The sequence below is a fragment of the Pseudomonas sp. WS 5410 genome, from assembly GCF_012985645.1.
In the GTDB taxonomy this organism is placed as follows: domain Bacteria; phylum Pseudomonadota; class Gammaproteobacteria; order Pseudomonadales; family Pseudomonadaceae; genus Aquipseudomonas; species Aquipseudomonas shahriarae.
Map to the genome: position 1 here is coordinate 295,506 of NZ_JAAQWS010000003.1, position 20,436 is coordinate 315,941.

General features: G+C 62.4%; 20 protein-coding genes. 6 read left to right on the plus strand and 14 right to left on the minus strand.

The features are described 5' to 3' along the window. Window positions 1-88: 88 nt before the first annotated feature. The 11 genes from HBO24_RS07130 to HBO24_RS07180 form a co-directional block, all read right to left on the minus strand. Window positions 89-958 carry a transporter substrate-binding domain-containing protein gene (locus tag HBO24_RS07130; protein ID WP_170059482.1) on the minus strand — a complete coding sequence of 290 codons (870 nt, stop codon included), beginning with the start codon at window positions 956-958 and terminating at the stop codon, window positions 89-91. Further along, complete coding sequence (locus HBO24_RS07135) at window positions 955-1,731, minus strand: amino acid ABC transporter ATP-binding protein (protein ID WP_120731214.1); 777 nt, start codon at window positions 1,729-1,731, stop codon at window positions 955-957. The genes HBO24_RS07130 and HBO24_RS07135 overlap by 4 nt, the downstream gene beginning before the upstream one ends. Further along, window positions 1,728-2,387, minus strand: a complete 660-nt coding sequence (locus HBO24_RS07140) for an amino acid ABC transporter permease (protein WP_057437022.1) — start codon at window positions 2,385-2,387, stop codon at window positions 1,728-1,730. The genes HBO24_RS07135 and HBO24_RS07140 overlap by 4 nt, the downstream gene beginning before the upstream one ends. Then, window positions 2,368-3,033 carry an amino acid ABC transporter permease gene (locus HBO24_RS07145; RefSeq protein WP_057437020.1) on the minus strand — a complete coding sequence of 222 codons (666 nt, stop codon included), beginning with the start codon at window positions 3,031-3,033 and terminating at the stop codon, window positions 2,368-2,370. Before HBO24_RS07145 ends, HBO24_RS07140 begins: the two co-directional genes overlap by 20 nt. Before the next feature lie 527 nt (window positions 3,034-3,560). Then, window positions 3,561-4,343 (minus strand): MetQ/NlpA family ABC transporter substrate-binding protein, encoded by a 783-nt coding sequence (locus tag HBO24_RS07150; RefSeq protein WP_170059483.1) that lies wholly within the window; start codon window positions 4,341-4,343, stop codon window positions 3,561-3,563. Between the two features lie 149 nt (window positions 4,344-4,492). After that, window positions 4,493-5,419: a sigma 54-interacting transcriptional regulator gene (locus HBO24_RS07155; RefSeq protein WP_057957978.1), complete on the minus strand. Its 927-nt coding sequence runs from the start codon at window positions 5,417-5,419 to the stop codon at window positions 4,493-4,495. A gap of 50 nt (window positions 5,420-5,469) precedes the next feature. After that, window positions 5,470-6,051 (minus strand): alpha/beta hydrolase, encoded by a 582-nt coding sequence (locus HBO24_RS07160; RefSeq protein ID WP_032856553.1) that lies wholly within the window; start codon window positions 6,049-6,051, stop codon window positions 5,470-5,472. A 355-nt stretch (window positions 6,052-6,406) separates the two neighbouring features. Then, window positions 6,407-6,808 (minus strand): biopolymer transporter ExbD, encoded by a 402-nt coding sequence (locus HBO24_RS07165; protein ID WP_170059484.1) that lies wholly within the window; start codon window positions 6,806-6,808, stop codon window positions 6,407-6,409. 1 nt (window position 6,809) lies between these two features. Further along, complete coding sequence (locus tag HBO24_RS07170) at window positions 6,810-7,535, minus strand: MotA/TolQ/ExbB proton channel family protein (protein ID WP_170059485.1); 726 nt, start codon at window positions 7,533-7,535, stop codon at window positions 6,810-6,812. Window positions 7,536-7,577: 42 nt separating this feature from the next. Next, window positions 7,578-8,375 carry an energy transducer TonB gene (locus HBO24_RS07175; RefSeq protein ID WP_170059486.1) on the minus strand — a complete coding sequence of 266 codons (798 nt, stop codon included), beginning with the start codon at window positions 8,373-8,375 and terminating at the stop codon, window positions 7,578-7,580. Between the two features lie 238 nt (window positions 8,376-8,613). Further along, on the minus strand, window positions 8,614-9,465 hold the full coding sequence (locus tag HBO24_RS07180) for a LysR substrate-binding domain-containing protein (protein WP_115129341.1): 852 nt from the start codon (window positions 9,463-9,465) through the stop codon (window positions 8,614-8,616). A gap of 154 nt (window positions 9,466-9,619) precedes the next feature. Between HBO24_RS07180 and HBO24_RS07185 the strand changes: the two genes are divergently transcribed. Genes HBO24_RS07185 through HBO24_RS07195 form a run of 3 tightly spaced genes read left to right on the plus strand, consistent with a single transcriptional unit; the run spans window position 9,620 to window position 11,857 of the window. Further along, on the plus strand, window positions 9,620-10,234 hold the full coding sequence (locus HBO24_RS07185; RefSeq protein ID WP_225923862.1) for an ankyrin repeat domain-containing protein: 615 nt from the start codon (window positions 9,620-9,622) through the stop codon (window positions 10,232-10,234). Then, a complete protein-coding gene (locus HBO24_RS07190) occupies window positions 10,231-10,698 on the plus strand; it encodes a nucleoside deaminase (protein ID WP_057437009.1) in 468 nt (155 codons plus the stop codon). Before HBO24_RS07185 ends, HBO24_RS07190 begins: the two co-directional genes overlap by 4 nt. Continuing rightward, on the plus strand, window positions 10,685-11,857 hold the full coding sequence (locus tag HBO24_RS07195; protein ID WP_115127135.1) for a CynX/NimT family MFS transporter: 1,173 nt from the start codon (window positions 10,685-10,687) through the stop codon (window positions 11,855-11,857). Before HBO24_RS07190 ends, HBO24_RS07195 begins: the two co-directional genes overlap by 14 nt. Here the strand turns inward: HBO24_RS07195 and HBO24_RS07200 are convergent. After that, window positions 11,854-14,202 (minus strand): TonB-dependent receptor, encoded by a 2,349-nt coding sequence (locus tag HBO24_RS07200; RefSeq protein ID WP_170059487.1) that lies wholly within the window; start codon window positions 14,200-14,202, stop codon window positions 11,854-11,856. The two genes, HBO24_RS07195 and HBO24_RS07200, sit on opposite strands and share 4 nt — an antisense overlap. Before the next feature lie 155 nt (window positions 14,203-14,357). Here HBO24_RS07200 and HBO24_RS07210 point away from each other — a divergent pair, with 155 nt between their 5' ends. Together HBO24_RS07210 and HBO24_RS07215 are read left to right on the plus strand one after the other, a co-directional pair. Continuing rightward, window positions 14,358-15,302, plus strand: coding sequence for a LysR family transcriptional regulator (locus HBO24_RS07210; RefSeq protein WP_170059488.1), 945 nt, complete (start codon window positions 14,358-14,360; stop codon window positions 15,300-15,302). A gap of 159 nt (window positions 15,303-15,461) precedes the next feature. Next, window positions 15,462-17,066 (plus strand): alkaline phosphatase family protein, encoded by a 1,605-nt coding sequence (locus HBO24_RS07215; RefSeq protein WP_170059489.1) that lies wholly within the window; start codon window positions 15,462-15,464, stop codon window positions 17,064-17,066. A 75-nt stretch (window positions 17,067-17,141) separates the two neighbouring features. Here the strand turns inward: HBO24_RS07215 and HBO24_RS07220 are convergent, their stop codons facing one another. Next, a complete protein-coding gene (locus tag HBO24_RS07220) occupies window positions 17,142-18,047 on the minus strand; it encodes a TauD/TfdA family dioxygenase (protein WP_170059490.1) in 906 nt (301 codons plus the stop codon). Between the two features lie 181 nt (window positions 18,048-18,228). Between HBO24_RS07220 and HBO24_RS07225 the strand changes: the two genes are divergently transcribed. Beyond that, on the plus strand, window positions 18,229-19,149 hold the full coding sequence (locus HBO24_RS07225) for a LysR family transcriptional regulator (RefSeq protein WP_170059491.1): 921 nt from the start codon (window positions 18,229-18,231) through the stop codon (window positions 19,147-19,149). A 115-nt stretch (window positions 19,150-19,264) separates the two neighbouring features. On the opposite strand, the gene HBO24_RS07230 is transcribed toward HBO24_RS07225, so the two are convergent. Then, window positions 19,265-20,266: an ABC transporter substrate-binding protein gene (locus HBO24_RS07230; RefSeq protein ID WP_170059492.1), complete on the minus strand. Its 1,002-nt coding sequence runs from the start codon at window positions 20,264-20,266 to the stop codon at window positions 19,265-19,267. Between the last annotated feature and the right edge of the window lie 170 nt (window positions 20,267-20,436).

Sequence of the window (20,436 nt, forward strand, 5' to 3'; positions counted from 1 at the left end):
GCTCCCACATTTGATTAGTGAATACATGCAAATGTGGGAGCGGGCTTGCTCGCGATGGCAGTAGATCAAACAACACAGAGGCCGGGGATCAACCCTGCCACTTACCCCCTTCAACAATCACACTCTCAGGCTTGGTCTCATCGCTCAGTTCTTTGCGCACGTACTGGTCATACAGCTTGAGCAAGAACTTCTCTTCGCCCAACTTCGCCAATTCGGCATTCACCCAGTCGCGCAGTTCGATATTGCCCTTCTTCACTGCCGGCGCAATCGGTGCTTCATCACCCAGTTTCTGTTCGAGCACGCGGTAGCCCGGGTTCTGTTTGGCCCAGCTGAACAGCACCAGGTTGTCCTGGGCATAGGCATCGCCACGCCCAGCCGAGAGGGCTTGTAGCGACTCGGTGTTTTTCTCGAACTTGAGCAGTTTCCAGTCCGGGTGGTTCTTGGTCAGCCAGATATCGGCAGTGGTGCCGGTGGTGACGATGGTGGTGCGGGTCGCCAGGTCGTCGAGGCTTTTGACCACGCTGTCGTTAGGCACCAGGGCCTGGACCGCGACTTTCAGGTTGGGGTTGGTGAACTCCACCGCTTCCTTGCGCTCCGGGGTCACGGTCATGTTGGCGAGGATCAGGTCGACCTTGTCGCTCTGCAGGAACGGGATGCGGCTGGCCGGTTCCACGGCCACGAACTCGACCTTGTTCTCGTCGCCCAGCAGGTCCTTGGCAAACCGGCGGCCGATATCGGTATCGAAGCCGACGTAGCGTCCGGCTTCATCGACAAAGCCGAACGGCGGCTTGTCGGTAAACACGCCGACAATCAGCTTGTCGCGAGCCTTGATCTTGTCGATATAACTCACCGCCGCCGCCGGCGCGGCAGCGGCGGGTTTGGCCGGTTCTTCAGTTTTGTTGCAGCCGGCCAGTAAGGCCAGGCCGAGCAGCGGCAGTAACAACTTGGCAGTTTTCATGACAGCTCCAGTTCCTTGATTTTCTTGGGCAGTGTTGAAACAAACGAGAATTTCTCGAGGAACTGCTGCGCGCGTGCGGTCTGCGGGTTCGTAAAGAAGGCCTCGGGGGTGTTGTGTTCGAGGATGCGGCCGGCCTCCATAAACACCACGCGGTCGGCGACGGCGCGGGCGAAAGCCATTTCGTGGGTGACGATCAGCAGGGTCATGCCATCGCGGGCCAGGCCCTGGATCACTTCCAGCACCTCCTTGACCATTTCCGGGTCGAGGGCGGCGGTGACTTCATCAAACAGCATGACCTGGGGGTTCATGCACAGCGAACGGACGATGGCGATGCGTTGCTGCTGGCCGCCCGAGAGCTGGCGCGGGAAGGCATCGCGCTTGTCGGCGAGCCCCACCCGCTCCAGCAGTTTTTGCGCCTGCTCGCGGGCTTCGCGGGGCTCGCGCTTTTGTACTTTCAGCGGGCCCAGCAGGATGTTGTCGAGCACGCTCATATGGGGGAACAGGTGGTAACTCTGGAACACCATACCCACGTCCTGGCGCACCTGGCACCAGTCGGTGTGTTTATCCAGCAGCTGTTTGCCGGCAAAGCGCAGGCTGCCGCTGTGGGCCACTTCCAGGCCATTGAGGCAGCGCAGCAAGGTGCTTTTGCCGCAGCCGCTGGGGCCGAGGATCACCAGCACTTCGCCGCTTTGCACCCTCAGGTCGATGCCATTGAGCACCTGCTGTTCGCCGAAGAATTTATTGAAACCCTGGAACTCGATCAATGCGCTCATGCTTGGGCCCAGCGCCGTTCCAGCACCTTGGAGGCGGCCGACAACGGGTAGCAGATAAAGAAGAAAAACAGGAACAGCGCGCCGTAGATCAATACCGACTCATAGGTGCGCTCGATGATTTGCTGGCCGACCTTGATCACGTCCACCACGCCGATCAGCACCGCCAGGGAGCTGGTCTTGATGATCCGCGTGTAGACGTTGATGGTCGGCGGCGTCATGCGCTTGAGCGCCTGGGGCAGCAGCACGTAGCCGTAGAGCTGCGGCGCCGACAAGCCAATCGACAGCCCCGCCTCCCGCTGCCCGCGCGGCAGCGAATGCAAGGCCCCGCGCACCACTTCGCCCACTTCACTGGCGCCCCACAGCGACAACACCAGCACCGCGCACCAGAAACTGGGGATGCTCAGGCCGGTGAAAATCGGCAGGCCAAAAAACAGCAGATACAGCCACACCAGCACGGGAATTGCGCGGAACAACTCCAGGTAGATGCGCAGCAACAGGTTGATCGCGCGCACATTCAAGGTGCGCAGCACCCCATACAGCACCCCGCCAATCGTGCTGAAGGCGATGCTCAAAAATGAAATCGACAGGGTTTGCGCAGCGCCCTTACCCAGTTGCGGCAACGACACCCACAACAACTCAAGACCCGAACTGGCCATGCTGGAGCCTCCTTTCCAGACGGCTGAGCAGCAGCGACAGCGGCAAAAACAGCAGCACGCAAATCAGCGTGAGCACGGCGAGCATTTCGTAAGTCTTGTAGTAGAGGGCGATGTAGCTTTTGGTGGTGTAGAGAATCTCTGGCACCGCCACTGCCGAAACCACCGTGGTTTCCTTGAGCAAAAAAATGAAATTGGCGAACAGCGCCGGCAGGCTGAGGATCCCGGCCTGGGGCAGGATCACATGGCGCAGCAACTGCCAGTCGGACAGGCCGATGGACTTGCCCGACTCGATCTGCGCCAGCGGCACGGCTTCCACACCGGCGCGCAGCACTTCGGTGAGGTAGGCGCCGCCCAAAAAGGTCATGGTGATGATCGCCGCCCAGAACCCGGAGATATTCAAGCCCAGGGCCGGCAAGGCGAAGTACACGAAGAACAGCTGGATCAGCAGCGGCGTATTACGCGCCAGTTCCACATACAGCGCCACCAGGCGCGACAGGTAGGGCGTGCGAAACACCAGCAGGGCCGCGTTGATCAGCGCCACCAGCAGCGAGGTGCCGATGGCGATCAAGCCCACTTGCAGGGTTACCCCCACGGCCTTGAGAAACGCCGGCAGGGTGCTGAGGATAAACGCGTAGTCTAAGGTCATTTCAAGTCCTGGGCGCCGCAGGGGTAATGCGGCGTAAACGCAGTCCGGTTCGACGCGGTAACGTCGGCAGACGCTGACTTTAAAGGTATAAAAACCAAAATTTAAATACCGAAATAGCATATTGATATCACCCAAAAAGCTAACCTGCGGATTCGCCGGGATGGCAGGTGACAGCTATTGTTCTGGGGGATGTAGGAAGGGTCTTTTTTCAGCGCTGAACCACAAGGAAGGACAGCGCATGGCCAGACTGAGGGCCAGTTAACCAGCGAGGGAATGACAGATGAACGAGGCGAAACCGATTGATCCGCAGGACTTGGTGAAGTGGCTGGTGGCGCTGCGGCGGGCGATCAACCGCCGGGATTAACAGGCATAACACCAACCCAACGTGGGAGCAGGCTTGTGTGGGAGCTGGCTTGCCTGCGATGCAGACACCTCGGTTTATCAGTATTACCGAGGTGATGCTATCGCAGGCAAGCCAGCTCCCACACAAGCTCAGCTCCCACATTTCTTGAAGGGGGTTTGGCAAATCAGAACGCTGGCAAGACCGCGCCGCTGTATTTCTTCTCGATGAAGGCTTTGACTTCAGGGCTGGTCAGGGCCTTGGACAGTTTCTGGATCGCGGCGCTGTCCTTGTTGTCTGGACGAGCCACCAGATAGTTCACGTACGGCGAGTCGGCGCCTTCAATGATCAGCGCATCCTTGGCTGGGTTCAGGCCGGCTTCCAGGGCGTAGTTGGTGTTGATCATGTCCAGGTCGACCTGGTCCAGGACGCGCGGCAGCAGGGCCGATTCCAGCTCCTTGAACTTCAGGTTCTTCGGGTTGCTGGCGATATCCTTTGGCGTGGACAGGGCGTTTTTCGGGTCCTTGAGGGTAATCAGGCCGGCCTTTTGCAGCAGCAACAGGGCGCGACCGCTGTTGGAGCCTTCGTTGGGAATGGCCACGGTGGCGCCGTCTTTCAGGTCTTCAAGCTTGGTGACTTTCTTCGAGTAGCCGCCAAACGGTTCTACGTGCACGCCAATCACGGTGACCAGGTTGGTGCCTTTACCCTTGTTGAAGTTTTCCAGGTACGGCAGGGTCTGGAAGTAGTTGGCGTCCAGGCGCTTCTCGGCCACTTGCACGTTCGGTTGCACGTAGTCGGTGAAGACCTTGATTTCCAGGTCCACGCCTTCTTCGGCCAGGGTCGGCTTGATCAGCTCAAGGATCTCGGCGTGCGGCACCGGCGTGGCCGCGATCACCAGTTTTTCGTTGGCTTGAGCGATACCGGCAGTCAGGGCAGCCGCCAGGGCGGTGAACAACAGAACCTTTTTCATGCAGTGTCCTTAATCGAAAATCCGGGACGTCGGTGACGGCCACTTCTTATGGGGGTGCCATCGATGTGCTATCGCGGCGTGGAATGGACAATACCGATATTTTTTATTCCCGAACAATACCTTTTATTCACGTTGATATTCCATTTTGTTCATACAGAGCCCAAGCCCCGAAACAGACGCGTCAACGCTGCGCGCTCGACTTCGCTGCCGCTGCTCAGGATCTGTCGCACCTGCTGCTCAATCTGCGCCACCGACGCCACCGGCAGGTTCAGATGCTCCGGCAGGATCTCATCGCCACTGCTGACCAGCAGCGCAAAGTGGATCACGTTCTCCAGCTCCCGCGTATTGCCCGGCCAGCTGTGTTGCTCCAGCAGCCGCTGCGCGTCCTCACTGATCAGCGGCACCGGCAAGTCCAGGCGCTGGCTGTAGATGCCCAGGAAGTACTCGGCCAGGGACAGGATGTCGCCTACGCGCTCGCGCAGCGCCGGCAGCTCCAGTTGGCCTTCGCTGAGGTAATGGAATAGGCGCTCGTGGAACTTGCCGACGGCCACGGCCTGGGCCAGGTCGATGCTGGTGGCGGCGACCAGGCGCACATCCACCGGGCTCGGTTGATGCGCCCCTACGCGGGTGACTTCGTGGTTTTCCAGGGCGGCGAGCAGCTTGATCTGGATCGGCAGCGGCAAGTCGCCGATCTCATCGAGGTACAAGGTGCCGCCGTTGGCCGAGCCGAACCAACCGGCCCGGCTGCTGGCCGCGCCGCTGTGGCTGCCGGCGGCATAGCCGAACAGTTCGGCATCGGCATAAGTCGGGCTGATCGCACCGCAGTTGACCGACACAAACAAGCCGCTGCGGTCACTGCCGCGATGGACATGGCGCGCCAGCAGCTCTTTACCGCTGCCGGTTTCGCCGCGAATCAGTACGGGCAAGGCACGCGGGGCCAGGCTTTCGAGGTCTTCGCGCAGTTGCCGGGAACGGGGGTCGACAAATACCAGCGCCTTGGCGCGGATGCTCAAGGGGCTTTTTTCGGCGTCGGGGAAGGTCAGCAACGGCTGGCCGAAGGTTTCATGCAGGCTCATGGCAGGCTCCCGCCCCGTTTCCATTCAAGGGACGGGGCGTTGAAAAGGTATTAGGCGCGGCGTCGGGAGTGATGCTCCAGACGGTTTTGCAGGCGATAGAGGTAGGCGAAACCCTGCTCCCAGCGCTGGTGGCCGGACTTCACGTTGATATGCCCGGCGCCTGCGAGAATCCCGGCTTCAGCCCCCCAGTTACGCGCCAGCTCCAGGGCCCGAGGGGCGCTGACCGCACTGTCGTTGTCGGAGCTGACGACCTGGCTGGGAAACGGCAGCAGGTCACGGGGAATCGGTGCAAAGTTGCGCAACGCCGGCGCACACGCCGGACGCTCGACATCTGCCGGGGCCACCAGCAAGGCCCCACGCACCTGGCGCAGGAACTGCAACGGCGCGCTGGCCGCCCAGTGCGCCACGGTGATGCAACCCAGGCTGTGGGCGATAAGAATCACCGGGGTACTGTCGGCCGCAATGGCTTCGGCCAGGGCCGCCACCCAGTCTTCACGGCGCGGGGTCAACCAGTCGGCCTGCTCCACCCGGGCGCTGTTGGGCAGGCTGTTCTGCCAATGGGTTTGCCAATGATCTTCTGGCGATCCTTGCCAGCCCGGCACGATCAGGTAACGGATCAACTCGCTGTGCATGGGTGTGCCCTCCTGCAGCGTTTAACGTTGCTGACCAGTATAGGGACGGGGCATATATTCGTTAAGGAATAAGAAGCTATTTATTAATAACCAAAAACACAGTCGAATCATTCAAATGTGGGAGCGTGCTTGCTCGCGAAGACGTCGGCCCAGCAAACATTGATGTTGACTGACCCACTGCTTTCGCGAGCAAGCCCGCTCCCACAGGGATCAGCGCTTAACTGACTGGCATTAGGGCAAGCCCGCTACCACATGAGCCCACCCCAACGATTTTTTGCCGAGGCTTAAATCACAGGCAAAAAAAAGGCCGCACCCTGCCAAGGAGACGGCCAAAAAATTGTCGAGGCTGTTGACACTAACGCGCAGTAATCACCGACAGCTTGGTAATTCCCGCTCGCTCAATCGACGCCATGGCCCGAGCCACTTCGCCATAGTTCACACCATCGTCAGCCTGCAGTTGTACCCGCACCTCTGGGTCCTTCACCTTGGCGGCCTGCAGGTTGAATTCCAGCAGGTCCGGCTGGATTTCGTCCTTGTTGATAAACACTTTGCCGGCGCCGTCGATGCTCACCACCAGCGGGTCTTTCTGCTCCACCGGGGCCACGGCCTCGGTCTTGGGCAGGTTGATCGGGATCGCATTGGTCAACAGCGGGGCGGTGACGATAAACACCACCAGCAGGACCAGCATCACGTCCACCAGGGGCGTGACGTTGATCTCACTCAGTACCTCGTCGCTGTCTTGGGTGGAGAAGGCCATATCAGGACGCCTCCTTCACTTTTTGCGCGCTGCCCTGGGCGGCGTTTTTGTGCAGCGCCGGGTGGACCAGCACGCGGAACGAATTTTTCTGCGCCAGGCTGTAGAAGTCATGGGCGAAGTCATCCAGGTCGGCAGCCGTCAGCTTCAGGCGACGCAGGAAATAGTTGTAGACCAGTACCGCCGGTACGGCGACGGCGATCCCCACACCGGTCGCGACCAGCGCCGCACCGATGGGCCCGGCCACGGTTTCGAGGCTGGCGGAGCCCGCGGCGCTGATCCCTTTCAACGCTTCCATGATCCCCCACACGGTGCCGAACAGCCCGATAAAGGGCGAGGTGCTGCCAATACTCGCGACCACGGCCAGGCCAGTTTCCAGGGAGCGCCGCTCACGCACGATCTGCTGGCGCAGGGCACGCTCGAGGCGGTCCTGGTGGTTGATCGCCTGGCTCAAGTCAACGGCGTGCGGCGCATCACCGACCTGGATCGCGGCATAACCGGCCTGGGCAACACGGGCGGCGGCGCCGGGGTGGGTTTCGCTCAGTTCGGCGGCCGAATCGAGACTCGACGCCGCCCAGAACTGCTTGTGGAACTTGCGATCCTGGGCCTTGAGGCGGCCGAACTGCACGCCCTTGAGCAGGGCCAGGCCCCAGGTGGCGACGGAAAAAACCACCAGCAGCCAGATCACCGCGCTTTCGATGGATTCAAGTGGAGATGCCAGTAACGTCATGATGTGGTCCTCGGTGTAAGCGATAGAGTGTCGAGCAACGGCTCAATGAATCTTGAAATCGATAGGCACGCTGACCCAGCCATCCTGGGCCACGTCGCCCTGCTTGGCGGGCACGAAGCTCCAGCGCTTCACGGCGCTGAGTGCGGCGTCGTCGAGTTGCTGGCGACCGCTGCTCTTGTGCACCTGGATTTCACCGGGCTTGCCGCTGGCCAATACATGCACCCGCAACAACACCGTGCCTTCCCAGCCACGGCGCTGGGCCAGTGATGGGTACTCGGGCGCCGGGTTCTTCAGGTATGCAGCGTTGGCCGAAGCAGGCGTCACCGGTGCCGGCGCAGGCGCAGCTGGCGTGGGCGCGGGGGGAGCCGGCTGGGGTGGCGCAGGCGGCTGTTCGACGGCTTTGGGCACCGGCTTGGGCACAGGTTTTGGCTTGGGCTTGGGAACCGGCTTGGGTGGTGCCGGCTTGGCCGCCAACTCATCCACCACCGGTGGCGGTGGTTCTACAACTGGCGGCGGTGGCGGTACAGGCGACGGCGGTTCCACCACCGGCGGCGCCGGCTGGGAAAACTCGATGGTCATCGGTGGAATTTCCGGCGGCACAATCGGCAGCACCGGCACCGGTTTCTGGCTGACCCAGTAGATCACCGCGCCATGCAGCGCCAGCGCCAACAGGCCCAATAAAATGCCTTCACGGCGGCTCAAGATCCCCTTGGGGGTTTTCTGCAAACGCAACTGCCCCAAGGGCGCGCGATGCGGCCGGCCAAGGTCGACCAACTCACCACTCGGTGCCTGGCGCCACTGCGCCTCATGTGCACTGGCGGCGGTCTGGACATTGCCCATTGATTCACTCCCTGCTGTCTTCAGCGAAAAAACCGACGGGCCTGCGGGGCGACCGTCGAGAGCTGAATCATCGGGGGCAGACGCTTATCTCTTAAAGTAATCTTTAAAGTTATGCATAGACCAAACAGGAATATAAAAAATCAGCGGTTGGCCCAAAGCCACGCCCCACGGGGCTTGCCGGCGAGAGGCAAAATCATGATGCTTTGCGGGCATGAAAAACATTCCTCAAAGGCATGGATCAGCGCGGGTTGGCCTCGCATAAATCCCACAATTGCCCCTGCAGGCTCTGCCCCGCCGCCCCCATCCCATTGCGCCCATACAACGCCAGCCGCACGCCCTGCACCGCGGGCAAACCACTGTCGGCGCCGAGCACCACATGCCCGGCCTGCACCACTCGCTCAGGCAGCAGGCTGATGCCCAACCCCGCCGCCACCGCCGAACACACACCGGCCAGGCTCGCGCTGGAATAGCCAATGCGCCAGCGCCAGCCACCGACCTCCAGATGCTGGAGCATTTCATTGCGGTACAGACCGCCCACCGGGAACGCCACCAAGGGCAATGGGTCGCGGCCCAGGGCCGGCATGTGGCGACTGTCGACCCAGCACAGCGGCTCCGGCCAGGAGGCCAGGCAGTCGTCGCTGTCGCCCATCTGCTTGACCAGCAACACATCGAACTCACCGCCGCGATACTGGCGCAGCAGCGCCGGCCCCAGACCGCTGGTGACCTCCAGGCGCACCCGTGGATAGGCAACGACAAACGCCGAGAGCAACGGCATCAGGCGCTCGGCGGCGAAGTCTTCGGGCACGCCCAGGCGCAGCACGCCGTCGCTCTGCTGGTTGATCAGCACATCGGCGGCTTCTTCGTTGAGTGCCAGGATGCGCCGTGCATAGGCCAGCAAGCGCTCGCCCTCGACCGTCGCCACCACCCGGCGCTGATCGCGGTCGAGCAAGCGGCAGCCGACACTGTCTTCCAGACGGCGCAATTGCTGGCTGACCGTGGATTGGGTCAAGTGCAGGCGTTCGGCGGCGCGGGTGAAATTCGCACAATCGACAACGGCGACAAAACTGCGCAACAGCACGGGGTCGAACATGGGCACCACCATCTCATTTGCCACTGGTTGGCATGGTTATATTTAATTTCAGAATACCCCAGGCGGTGGCCATACTTCGCGTTCATTGCACTGAAGCGAGGTTCCCATGGCATGGCCCATTCCTTTCAAAACCGCCGTGCTGGCGCTGGGGTTGATGGTGGCGAGTAGCGCCATGGCGGCCGATAAAGATCTGCTCGACGCCGTGCGCGGCGGGCAGTTGGCACAGGTCGAACAGTTGCTGGCCAAGGGCGTTGACCTTGATGTCCGCGCCATTGATGGCAGCACCCCGCTGTTGCTGGCCACCCAGGCCAATCGCATCGACATCGCCCGCGCCCTGATCGAAGCCGGGGCTGATGTGAACCGCAAGAACCTGATGCAAGACAGCCCCTACCTGCTGGCCGGCGCCAGCGGCCACGATCAGATCCTGGCCATGACCCTGGCCCATGGCGCCGATCTCAAGAGCACCAATCGCTACGGTGGCACCGCCCTCATTCCTGCCTGTGAGCGCGGGCACGTGCAAACCGTGCGCCTGCTGATCGACGCTGGAGTCGACGTCAACCACGTCAACCGCCTGGGCTGGACCGGCCTGATGGAAGCCATCGTGCTCTCGGACGGCGGGCCGCCGCATCAGCAAATCGTCGCCATGCTGATCGCTGCCGGCGCCGACGTGAACCTGCCCGACCGCGACGGCGTCAGCCCACTGCAACAGGCGCAAAAACGTGGTCAGGTCGCCATCGCCCAACGCCTGCAAGCAGCAGGTGCGCAATGAGTTCACAGAGCGATCAAGCCTGGCTGCAGCGCGCCGTGGCCCTGGCGCAGGACAACGTGGCCCAGGGTGGACGGCCGTTTGGCGCCGTCCTGGTCAAGGACGGTGCAGTGCTGGTGGAAGCGGTCAACCAGATCCACCTCGACCAGGACCCCACCGCCCATGCCGAGATGCTCGCCATGCGCCGCGCCAGCCAACAGCTCGGTACGCGCCTTGAAGGCTGTGTGATCTACGCCAGCGGCCAGCCGTGCCCGATGTGCCTGGGCGCGATGTACCTGTGCGGCGTGTCCCGCGTGGTGTTTGCCGCGAGCAATGAAATGGCGGCACCTTTTGGCCTGTCGACCGCAGCGATTTACCAACAGATGAGCCTGCCATTGACCGCCCAGCAACTGCCCGTCGAGCACCTGCCGGTGCCGGCCATGCAAGCCCTTTACCGCCAATGGAAGACCCTGCATGACCCTGAATAAATCCCTCGCCGGCTGGGGCCTGCTGGTCGTGCTGGGCCTCAACCTGCGGCCGATCCTCAGCTCTATCAGCCCGTTGCTCGGGGAAATCCGCCTGGCCACCGGCTTGAGTTTCCAGAGCAGTGCCCTGCTCACCAGCCTGCCGGTGGTGTGCATGGGTTTGGTGGCGCTGGTGGGCATCCGCGTCGAAGCGCAGTTGGGCGAGCGGCGCGGGATTGCCCTGGGCTTGATGATGATCCTGCTGGCGTGCCTGGCGCGCTGGCTGCTGGGTCAGGCACCGGCGCTGCTGGCCACGGCCTTGCTGGGCGGGGCCGGGGTGGCGCTGATCCAGGCGCTGGTGCCGGCGATGATCAAGCGCCAGTTCCACCACCGGGTGCCGCTGGCGATGGGGGTGTATTCGGCCTCGTTGATGGGGGGCGGTGGCTTGGCGGCGCTGCTCAGCCCGCTGGTGGCCAGCCATTTCCAGCACTGGCAGGCCGGCCTCGGCATCTGGCTGCTGCCGGCGCTCGGCGCGTTGCTGCTGTGGGCATGGCTGCCGTTGGGTGCGGCGAAAAACCTGCAGGCGACGGCGCCGCTCAAGGGCCTGCGCAATCGCCGTGCCTGGTTGCTGGCGCTGTATTTCGGCCTGGTGAATTGCGGGTACATGAGCATGGTGGCGTGGCTGCCGGCGTACTACCAGCAACTGGGTTGGGGCGTGCTGCCCAGCGGCTCGCTGCTGGCGTTCATGACAATTTTCCAGGTGATCGCCGCGCTGTTGATGCCGGCGCTGGCGCAACGCGGTATCGACCGCAGGCCCTTGCTGACCATCAGCCTGCTGGCCCAGACCGTGGGCTACCTCGGCCTGCTGCTGGCGCCGCTGCAATACCCGCACCTGTGGGTGGCGCTGATCGGCTTCGGCCTGGGGGCGTGCTTTGCCCTGAGCCTGCTGTTGACCCTGGACCATCGCCGCGACCCACGGGAAGCCGGGCAACTGGCGGCATTCGTGCAGGGCGTGGGTTTTCTGATCAATGCTGTGTCGCCATGGATGACCGGTTGGCTGCGCGAACTCACCGGCAGTTTTGTCAGCGCCTGGGTGGTGCTGGCCGTGACGGTGATCGCGATGCTGGTGGTGACCCGGGTCTTCAGCCCGGCCACCTACCGCAGCGCCACCGTCCCTGGCTAGAAGTCGTAGCGCCCGGTCACCCCCAGCGTGCGCGGGGTGCCCAGCAGCCCTTCATAGCCACCGTTGCCGCCTGTCCACAGGGTGGTGTAATAGGTCTTGTCGAAGGCGTTTTTCAGCCATAGCGACACGTCCCACTGACCCTGCTGGAAATCGCCGCGCAGGCCGGTGGACAGGTTGACCACCGCATAACCTGGGATCTGCCCGTAATCCGAATCCTCGACCGTACCCACCGCCTTGGAGCGGTAGGCATAGCTTGCGGTGACGTAGGGCTCCAAACCGTTATCCAGGTTCCACTTGTATTCGCCGTTGGCGTTGGCAATCCACTTCGAGGCGCCCACCACCGGGTGCCCGCTGAGATCGCACGAGGCCGGTGCACCAGGGCGCAGGCTGACTTCCGGTGGGCATGGCGCATCTTTGTACGACAGGTAGCGCACATCGTTGAACGAGCCATTGATGTTCAGCGTCAGGCCACGGATCGGCACCAGGGTGCTTTCCAGCTCCACCCCACGCGAGCGCACAGAGCCGGCGTTGGTCAGGTACTGCACGCGGTTGCCATAGTCGTAGGCGTTGGTCTGGTAGCCGTTGACCTGGGTCCAGAACAGGTTGGCGTTGAGTTGCAGGCGACGGTCCCACAGCGTGCTCTTAAAGCCCAACTCGGCGTTGTTGGCGCGCTCGGTGCCGATCAACAGCGAGTCTGCGCCAGCGGTCGGGGCAGAGCCCACTGCCAGGTTGACCCCGCCGGATTTCTCGCCGTGGGACAAGGTCGCATAGCCGAGCAAGTCATCGCTGAAACGGTAGCTGAGGTTGAGCAGGCCAGAAGGGCTGGTGCTGTATTGGTTGAGATCGCCCGAATCGTAGGCTCCGGCACGGCCACGGCGTGCAGTGGCTGCCGCGCCCGTCACCGTTGCGCCACCCAGCGGCGCGTTGCGGCTGACCGAGGCACTTTTTTCTTCATAGGTGCCGCGCAGGCCGGCGGTGAAATCCAGGCGTTCGGTAAGGTGCCAGGTGCCCTGGGCGAACAGGGCAAAACTGTCGGTGCGGATATGCCCGTTGCCGACGCTGCTGACATTGCTCAAGGCCCCTGCTGGCGTGCCGTTCCAGATATCGGCCTGGGGCCCGTAGTAAGCGAAGGATTTGTTGTCCAGGTCGGAGCCAAAGTAGTAAGCGCCCACCACGTAATCAAAGAACCCACCGGTAGGCGAGGCCAGGCGAAACTCCTGGGACCACTGTTTATCTTCCACCGATACGCCAGCGTTATACGAGGCCGGCACGTTAAGGCCGTCGTCGTTGCGCGGGGTGAAATTCCACCAGCGGTAGGCGCTGACCGAGGTCAGGGTGAAGTCGCTGGGCAGTGTCCAGTTGGCCTCAAGGGACGTGCCACCCTGGAACACTGTGACGCGCTGGTCGTTGTCCAGGTTGACCTTGCGGTGGGAGCCGTTGACCAGGGTCGCCCCGGCCGCATCGGCCCGCGATTGGTAGAGGTTGGTGCCGTTGATGGTCGGGCCGGTGCTGTACAGCACGCGGGTGCCGGCGCTGGAGTCTTCTTCGTTGTAGTCGCCGATCCAGCGCAGGTTGAACGCCTCGTTGGGCTTGTACAACAGTTGCCCGCGAAAGCCCTGGCGTGAACCGCCGTTGAGGTCGTGGCCGTTGTATTGGTTCTGGATATCGCCGTCGCTGCGGGTGCGATAGGCCGAAAAGCGCCCGGCCAGCTCATCGTTGAGCGGCCCGGAAATCGTACCCTTGGTCTGGAAATAACCGTCTTCGCCCACCGAGGTCTCGATGCTGCGCTCCGGGGTGAAGCTCGGCGCGCGGGTGCTGATATTGATCACCCCGGCCGTGGTGTTCTTGCCAAAAAGCGTGCCCTGCGGGCCGCGCAAGACCTCAAGCTGCTCGATGTCCATCAGGTCGAATACCGCCATGCCCGGGCGCCCGAGGTACACGTTATCGATATACAGCCCGACACTGCCTTCCAGGCCATCGCTTGCCGGGTTGTTGCCCAGGCCGCGAATCGACACGCTGGACTGGCGCGCATGCATGTAGGCGACGTTGACGCTGGGCACCAGTTGCTGCAAATCCTGGATCCGGTAGACCCGCTGGCTTTCCAGCGCCTGGCCACCGATCACACTCATGGGCGTGGGCACTTCCTGGGCGCTTTCGGTGCGGCGGCGAGCCGTCACGGTGACCGTTTCCAGTTGCCCGCTGGCGCTCTCGCCCTTGTGCGCGGGGGCGGGGGTTTCGGCGGCCTGGCTCGGCAACCAGCTGGCACTGCCCGCCAGCAACAGCGCCAGGGGCAGGCGCTTGAGCCGCCAGGGGGAAGACGGTACAGCGGGCTTCGACACACTCATAAGCGGCTCCGGAATCGCGGAATATGCACAGTTACATATTCTATAAAGTTATTTATTTATGTTTTTACAAACATTTACTGCATAAGAGATAGCCTTTATAAGGAGTCGACCTAATGCATAGCCAATGCATTTCCCCGATATTTTTAATGTGAAAAATGCATATCGACTTGCGTCAGCTCCGTCACTTCATCGCCCTCGCCGAACAGCGCAGCTTTGTCGCGGCCGCGACCACCGTGAACCTGTCGCAATCGGCCTTCAGCCGTAGCATCCAGGCCCTGGAACACAGTGCCGGCTGCCAACTGGTGGATCGCGGGCGCAAGGACCTGGCCCCGACCAAGCAAGGCCAGGTGCTGCTGGAACATGCACGGCGCCTGGTCAGCGGCGCGCAGCAGTTGGCCAACGAGATCAGCCAGTTCAACGGCCTGGAAGCCGGCGAACTGCGCTTTGGCTGCGGCCCGGCCCCAGCGGCCGGGTTGATCCCGCGTGCGATCGGCAGCTTTATCGGGCGCTACCCCAAGGCTCGCGTGCAGTTCCAGGTGGATGACTGGCAAAGCCTGGGCAAGCGCCTGCTCAGCGAAGAGTTCGAATTCTTCGTCGCCGACACCCGCCACTTCGAAGCCAACCCCGACTACCAGACCCACCGCCTGCGCCCGCGCAAATGGCACTTTTGCTGCCGCAGCGGGCACCCGTTGGCCCAGCGCGAAAGTGTCAGCGCCGCCGAGCTGATGAGTTATCCCCTGGCCGTGACCATCCGCCCGCCGAACCTGCGCAAGGTCATCGTCGACCTCAGCGGCCGGCCGGACTACACGCCCAATGTCGAATGCGAGAACGGCTATAGCCTGCTGGGGGTGGTGCTGCGTTCCGACGCCATCGGTATCGTCAGCGCCAACAGCGACGTGCTGCACATGGCCCGGGGCGACTTGGTGTGCTTGAAGATCGACGGCCTGGCCGAGGACCTGGAGGAGCGTTACACCCGCTATGGCATTGTCAGCCGGGCGGGGTATCGGTTGTCGCCGCTGGCGGAGGCGATGATCGAGCAGATCAAGGAGGTGGATGAGCAGGATGAGCAGGTGTGTGCGCTGGAGAATCTTGCGGTCTGAAAGACCGCTATCGCGGGCAAGCCCGCTCCCACAGGTTGATCGCATTCCAATGTGGGCTGACCATGCACCGCCTGCATAAACCTCATTCCCCAAATGCACTTGCCTCACCCCCGCTTCACCGGCGAAAAACACTGCCTGTTCCCCGTTCGGTAAACCCTCATGTCCCCTGTGCGCAACGTGCTCTACATCATGTGCGACCAACTGCGTCGCGATTACCTTTCCTGCTACGGCCACGCCCACCTGCACACGCCCAATATCGATCGCCTGGCCGCCGCCGGCGTGCGTTTCAGCCGCGCCTACACCCAGGGCACGATCTGCGGGCCGTCGCGCATGTCGGCCTATACCGGGCGCTACGTCAGCAGCCATCAAGTGGCATGGAACGCTGTGCCGCTGCCCCTGGAAGAGCTGACCATCGGCGACTACCTGCGCCCCCACGGCATCCGCACCGCGCTGGTGGGCAAGACCCACGCCACGCCCAATCTCGACGCACTGCAACGCCTGGAGATCGACCCCGACAGCGCGCAAGCGCAGCCACTCAACGAGGTCGGATTCGAGGCGTACTTTCGCCATGACGGGATCTTCCCCGACAGCCCGCTGTTCGAAAGCAAGCGCGAGTCCGCGCCCTACACCCACTACCTGCGCGAACAGGGTTATGCCGGCGCCAACCCCTGGCATGAATGGGCCAACGCCGCCGCCGGCGAAGGCGGGGAAGTCCTGAGTGGCTGGCACATGCGCAACGCCCACTTGCCGGCGCGGGTGGACGAGGCGCATTCGGAGACGGTCTACACCACCGACCGCGCCATCGACTTTATCCACGAACAAGGCGAGCAGCCCTGGTGCCTGCACCTGTCGTACATCAAGCCGCACTGGCCCTATATCGCGCCTGCGCCGTATCACGCGTTGTATGGCGTCGATCAGGTGCAGGCGCCCCTGCGCGCCGAGCCCGGGCAGGCCAGTGATCACCCGGTGTACCAGGCCTTCCGCCAACACCAGGAGAGCCTGAATTTTTCCCGCGACGAGGTACGGCTACGGGTGATTCCCACCTATATGGGCCTGATCAAGCAGGTCGATGACCAGCTCGGCCGGCTGTTCGATGTGCTGCACAGCACTGGCCGCTGGGATGACACGCTGATTGTGTTCACCAGCGACCATGGCGACTTCCTCGGCGACCACCACCTGGGTGAAAAAGAGTTTTTGCTGGAGCCGGCGGTGGGGGTTCCGCTGATTGTCCGCGACCCGCGTGCCGCTGCCGATATCAGTCGGGGTACGGTGGACGCACGCCTGGTGGAAACCATCGATGCCCTGCCCACGTTCCTTGAGGCCCTGGGCCTGCCCAACGCCGAGCATCGCCTGGAAGGCCGCTCGTTGATCGCGCTGCTGCATGGCCTGGAAACCGACTGGCGCCGCTACGCCATTGCCGAGTACGACTACGCCTTCCAGGCCCCGGCCCGCGAACGCCTGGCGCAGCCGATCGACCGTTGCCGCATGACCATGGTGCGCAGCGAACGCTGGAAATACCTGGCCTATGACGGCTTTCGCGCGCAGCTGTTCGACCTCGAAAACGATCCCCAGGAACTGCACGATTTGGGCGCTGACCCAGCGTATGCCCCGGTGCGAGAAGAGCATCAGGGCTATCTGTTCGAATGGCTGCGGGGTTTGAAGCGGCGCACCACCATCAGCCACGCGGAGATTGACCTGCGTGGCCAACGGTTTCGTTATGGGGAGCCGGAAGCGGAAAAGGTGGTGCAGATCGGGGTTTGGTAAACACCCAAACCCCCTGTGGGACGCGGGCTTGTGTGGGAGCGGGCTTGCCCGCTCCCACATTTGATCTGCGCTGGGCTACACGCCCTTGATGGTCTGGCTCCGCTGCCCCTGCACCCCGACCGGCACATCACCCTTGAGGGTCACGCGGCGCACGATGCGTTCCTGGGTGCCGTAGTCATCCACTGCGTAATGTTGGGTGGCGCGGTTGTCCCAGATCGCTACGTCGCCGGTGTTCCAGCGCCAGCGCACGGTGTTTTCCAGGCGGGTGACGTGGCTTTGCAGCAAGTTGAACAAGTGCGCGGAATCGGCCTGCGAGTAGCCCTTCAGGCGCTTGACGAAATGCCCCAGCAGCAAGGTCTTCTCGCCGCTGACCGGGTGTACGCGCACCACCGGGTGCTCGGTCTCGTACACCGTCGAGGTGAAGATCTTGCGGTATTCCTCGAGCTTTTCAGGCGCCACATCCGGCTTGCGCGCGGCGTAGTCGTATTCGTTGCTGTGTACCGCCCACAGGATGTCGGCCAGCGCGCGCACTTCGGGCGTCAAGTCGTTGTAGGCGCTGGAAGTGTTGGCCCAGACCGTGTCGCCACCCGATGAAGGCGCCAGCACCGAACGCAGGATCGAGGCCTTGGGGTACGCATCGACGAAGGTCACATCGGTGTGCCAGGAGTTGGCACGATGACCACGGGCGCCATCGAGCTCCAGCAAAAACCGCGTGCCATCGCGCACCGGCACCGTGGGGTGGGCAATCGGCTCGCCGAGCAAGTGGGCAAACGCTTCCTGGCTCTGATCATCGAGGTGAGTCTGCTGCCGAAAGAAGATCACCTTGTACTGCACCAGCGCTTGCTGGATGGCGTCGACGGTGGCGGCGTCGAGGTCGCCGGACAGTTTGATGCCCCGGATCTCGGCGCCGATACGCCCGGCGACCGGGTGGATATCCAGCGCCAGGGCGACGGGTTGAACAGCGAGTGCGGCATTGCTCATTGGATGACCCTCATGTGTCTGCTTACGGTTGGGTGACGCTGTGCCAACGCTCTATTCATATGCAATTTAGGTCTAGCAAATGAACACATGCTTCGTTGACGGAATAAGAGCTTGCATTTAAAACCTCAGCTCCCCTGGTCGCAAATGCCTTCGACCTATTTTTAAAATGCCGGGAAAGCATATGGATCTTCGCCAACTGCGCTACTTCATCGCCCTCAACGAACACCGCAGTTTTGTGCGCGCGGCCGACGCCATGGGCATCACGCAACCGGCGTTCAGCCGCAGCATCCAGGGCCTGGAACAGGAATTTGGCTGCGTGCTGGTGGACCGTGGCCACAAGGATTTGCGCCCCACCCCGGAAGGCCAGGTGGTGCTGCAACATGCCCTGAGCCTGGTGCACGGCGCCGCGCTGCTGAGCAGTGAAGTGACGCGCATGACCAAGCTCGATGCCGGCGAACTGCGCTTCGGTTGCGGCCCGGCGCCAGCGGTGAAGCTGGTGCCGGACGCGGTGGCGCGCTTCGTCAACGCCCACCCGAAAATCCGCACGCGGTTCCAGGTGGATAACTGGGAAACGCTGAGCCGCAGCCTGAGCCGGGAAGAGATCGAATTCTTTATCGCCGACATCCGCCAGTTCGAAGCCGATCCGAATTTCCAGACCCAGGCGCTTTCGCCCAAGCGCGGGGTATTTTTTTGCAGGCCTGGGCATCCACTGCTGGCCAAGGACAGCCTTTCGACCAACGACATGTTCGACTACCCGCTGGCGTCGCCGCTGATCTCCCAGGGCATTCGCAAACTGCTGGCGAACCTCAGCGGGCGCATGGACTTTTCACCGAGCATCCAGACCGAGCACTTCCCGGCGCTGGTGAAGATCGTGTTGCAGTCCAACGCCATTGGCGTGGGCACTGAGGAAGCCTTTGCCGAGGACATCGCCCGCGGCGCCCTGGTGCTGCTGCACTGGCGCAACCTGCCACAGAACATGGAGACCATGAGCGCGCGGTGCGGGATCGTCAGCCGCACCGGCTCGCGCTTGTCGCCGGCGGCAAAAGCGATGATCGAGACGTTGGTGGCGGTGGATCGGCAGGCGATGGATGTGGCGGTCTGAAGGGCGCCATCGCGGGCAAGCCCGCTCCCACATTTGACCGATTACATCCGTTGGAATGCGGTCAAATGTGGGAGCGGGATTGCTCGCGATGAGGCCGGTACAGTCACCACTTAATTCAAAGCCCCGCCGCCACCAACCCCGGCACCACCCAATCACTGACCTGGAACGACTTGCGAATCAGCCGCTCCTTCGAAGCCAGATCCACCGCGTCCTGCAGCTTGCCCAGGAACACCGGATCCAACGTCGACGGGAAAATCTCACTGAGTTTCTGGTCCTTCAGATCATTGGTCAGAATCACCGGCGGATAACTCGCCAGCCCCGACACCAAATCGATATACGCCTGCTTGTTGTTGTCATCGGTCAACCACTGCACCGCCTGCTGCTGCGCCTTGAGCAGCTTGGCCACCACCTCGGGATGGGCGTCGACAAACGTGCCGCTGCCCACCAGCACCGCCTGGATGCTGCCTGCGCCGCCAAGGTCCTTGGTGGTCAGGGGGATTTCGGCCAGGCCCTTGGCCTGCAATGAACTGAGGTTCGACCCGCCCCAGGTCGCATCGACCTGCTTGGCAGCCAGGGCGGCCACGGCGGCGTTGAAATCCAGGTTGATGATCTTCAGGTCCTTTTCACTCAAACCCTGGCTGGCCAGGGCGCCGTTGAGGGACAACTGGGTGGCCGTGCCGCGAAACACCGCCACGCGCTTGCCCTTAAGGTCCTGCAAGGTCTTGATCCCCGAGCCCGGCACCACGCCCAGGTATTGCTTCACCCCGCGAGCGGTGGCGCTCAACAGGCGAGTGTCGAGGCCATTGGAACGGCCGATGATCGCTGCCAGGTCGCCCAGGTAAGCCAGGTCCACCTGGCCGTTGGCAAAGGCCTCATTGATCACGGGACCGGCGCCCTTGAAGTAATTCCACTGGATCTTGATGCCCTGGTCGGCGAAGGCTTTTTCAAAGATCTGCTGGCTCCTCAGCACATCCGTCAAGCCACCACCGCTGTTCTGGGTACCGGCGCTCAGGTCGGGCACGGCGATGCGGATTTCCTTGAGGTCGGCGGCATGCACCAGCCCGGCGAGCGCGGTGCCGGCAACCAGGGTAATCAAGCGTTTGAAGGGCAGTTTCATAGAGGTGCTCCTGTGGGCGACGGTGGCCTGGTGAGCAGAAAGTACGCACAACACGATAAAAACTTTAAATACTATAAATTCACAATTTAATAGCTTTTTGGACTATGCAGCCACAGACGCCGGTTCCAGAGGGTTATGCATCAACAGCATGGAAAATATTCTCCAAATGC

Coding starts and splice junctions, on each gene's coding strand:
- HBO24_RS07130 (WP_170059482.1), bottom strand. CDS start 958: ATGAAAACTGCCAAGTTGTTACTGCCGCTGCTCGGCCTGGCCTTACTG.
- HBO24_RS07135 (WP_120731214.1), bottom strand. CDS start 1,731: ATGAGCGCATTGATCGAGTTCCAGGGTTTCAATAAATTCTTCGGCGAA.
- HBO24_RS07140 (WP_057437022.1), bottom strand. CDS start 2,387: ATGGCCAGTTCGGGTCTTGAGTTGTTGTGGGTGTCGTTGCCGCAACTG.
- HBO24_RS07145 (WP_057437020.1), bottom strand. CDS start 3,033: ATGACCTTAGACTACGCGTTTATCCTCAGCACCCTGCCGGCGTTTCTC.
- HBO24_RS07150 (WP_170059483.1), bottom strand. CDS start 4,343: ATGAAAAAGGTTCTGTTGTTCACCGCCCTGGCGGCTGCCCTGACTGCC.
- HBO24_RS07155 (WP_057957978.1), bottom strand. CDS start 5,419: ATGAGCCTGCATGAAACCTTCGGCCAGCCGTTGCTGACCTTCCCCGAC.
- HBO24_RS07160 (WP_032856553.1), bottom strand. CDS start 6,051: ATGCACAGCGAGTTGATCCGTTACCTGATCGTGCCGGGCTGGCAAGGA.
- HBO24_RS07165 (WP_170059484.1), bottom strand. CDS start 6,808: ATGGCCTTCTCCACCCAAGACAGCGACGAGGTACTGAGTGAGATCAAC.
- HBO24_RS07170 (WP_170059485.1), bottom strand. CDS start 7,535: ATGACGTTACTGGCATCTCCACTTGAATCCATCGAAAGCGCGGTGATC.
- HBO24_RS07175 (WP_170059486.1), bottom strand. CDS start 8,375: ATGGGCAATGTCCAGACCGCCGCCAGTGCACATGAGGCGCAGTGGCGC.
- HBO24_RS07180 (WP_115129341.1), bottom strand. CDS start 9,465: ATGTTCGACCCCGTGCTGTTGCGCAGTTTTGTCGCCGTTGTCGATTGT.
- HBO24_RS07185 (WP_225923862.1), top strand. CDS start 9,620: ATGGTGGCGAGTAGCGCCATGGCGGCCGATAAAGATCTGCTCGACGCC.
- HBO24_RS07190 (WP_057437009.1), top strand. CDS start 10,231: ATGAGTTCACAGAGCGATCAAGCCTGGCTGCAGCGCGCCGTGGCCCTG.
- HBO24_RS07195 (WP_115127135.1), top strand. CDS start 10,685: ATGACCCTGAATAAATCCCTCGCCGGCTGGGGCCTGCTGGTCGTGCTG.
- HBO24_RS07200 (WP_170059487.1), bottom strand. CDS start 14,202: ATGAGTGTGTCGAAGCCCGCTGTACCGTCTTCCCCCTGGCGGCTCAAG.
- HBO24_RS07210 (WP_170059488.1), top strand. CDS start 14,358: ATGCATATCGACTTGCGTCAGCTCCGTCACTTCATCGCCCTCGCCGAA.
- HBO24_RS07215 (WP_170059489.1), top strand. CDS start 15,462: ATGTCCCCTGTGCGCAACGTGCTCTACATCATGTGCGACCAACTGCGT.
- HBO24_RS07220 (WP_170059490.1), bottom strand. CDS start 18,047: ATGAGCAATGCCGCACTCGCTGTTCAACCCGTCGCCCTGGCGCTGGAT.
- HBO24_RS07225 (WP_170059491.1), top strand. CDS start 18,229: ATGGATCTTCGCCAACTGCGCTACTTCATCGCCCTCAACGAACACCGC.
- HBO24_RS07230 (WP_170059492.1), bottom strand. CDS start 20,266: ATGAAACTGCCCTTCAAACGCTTGATTACCCTGGTTGCCGGCACCGCG.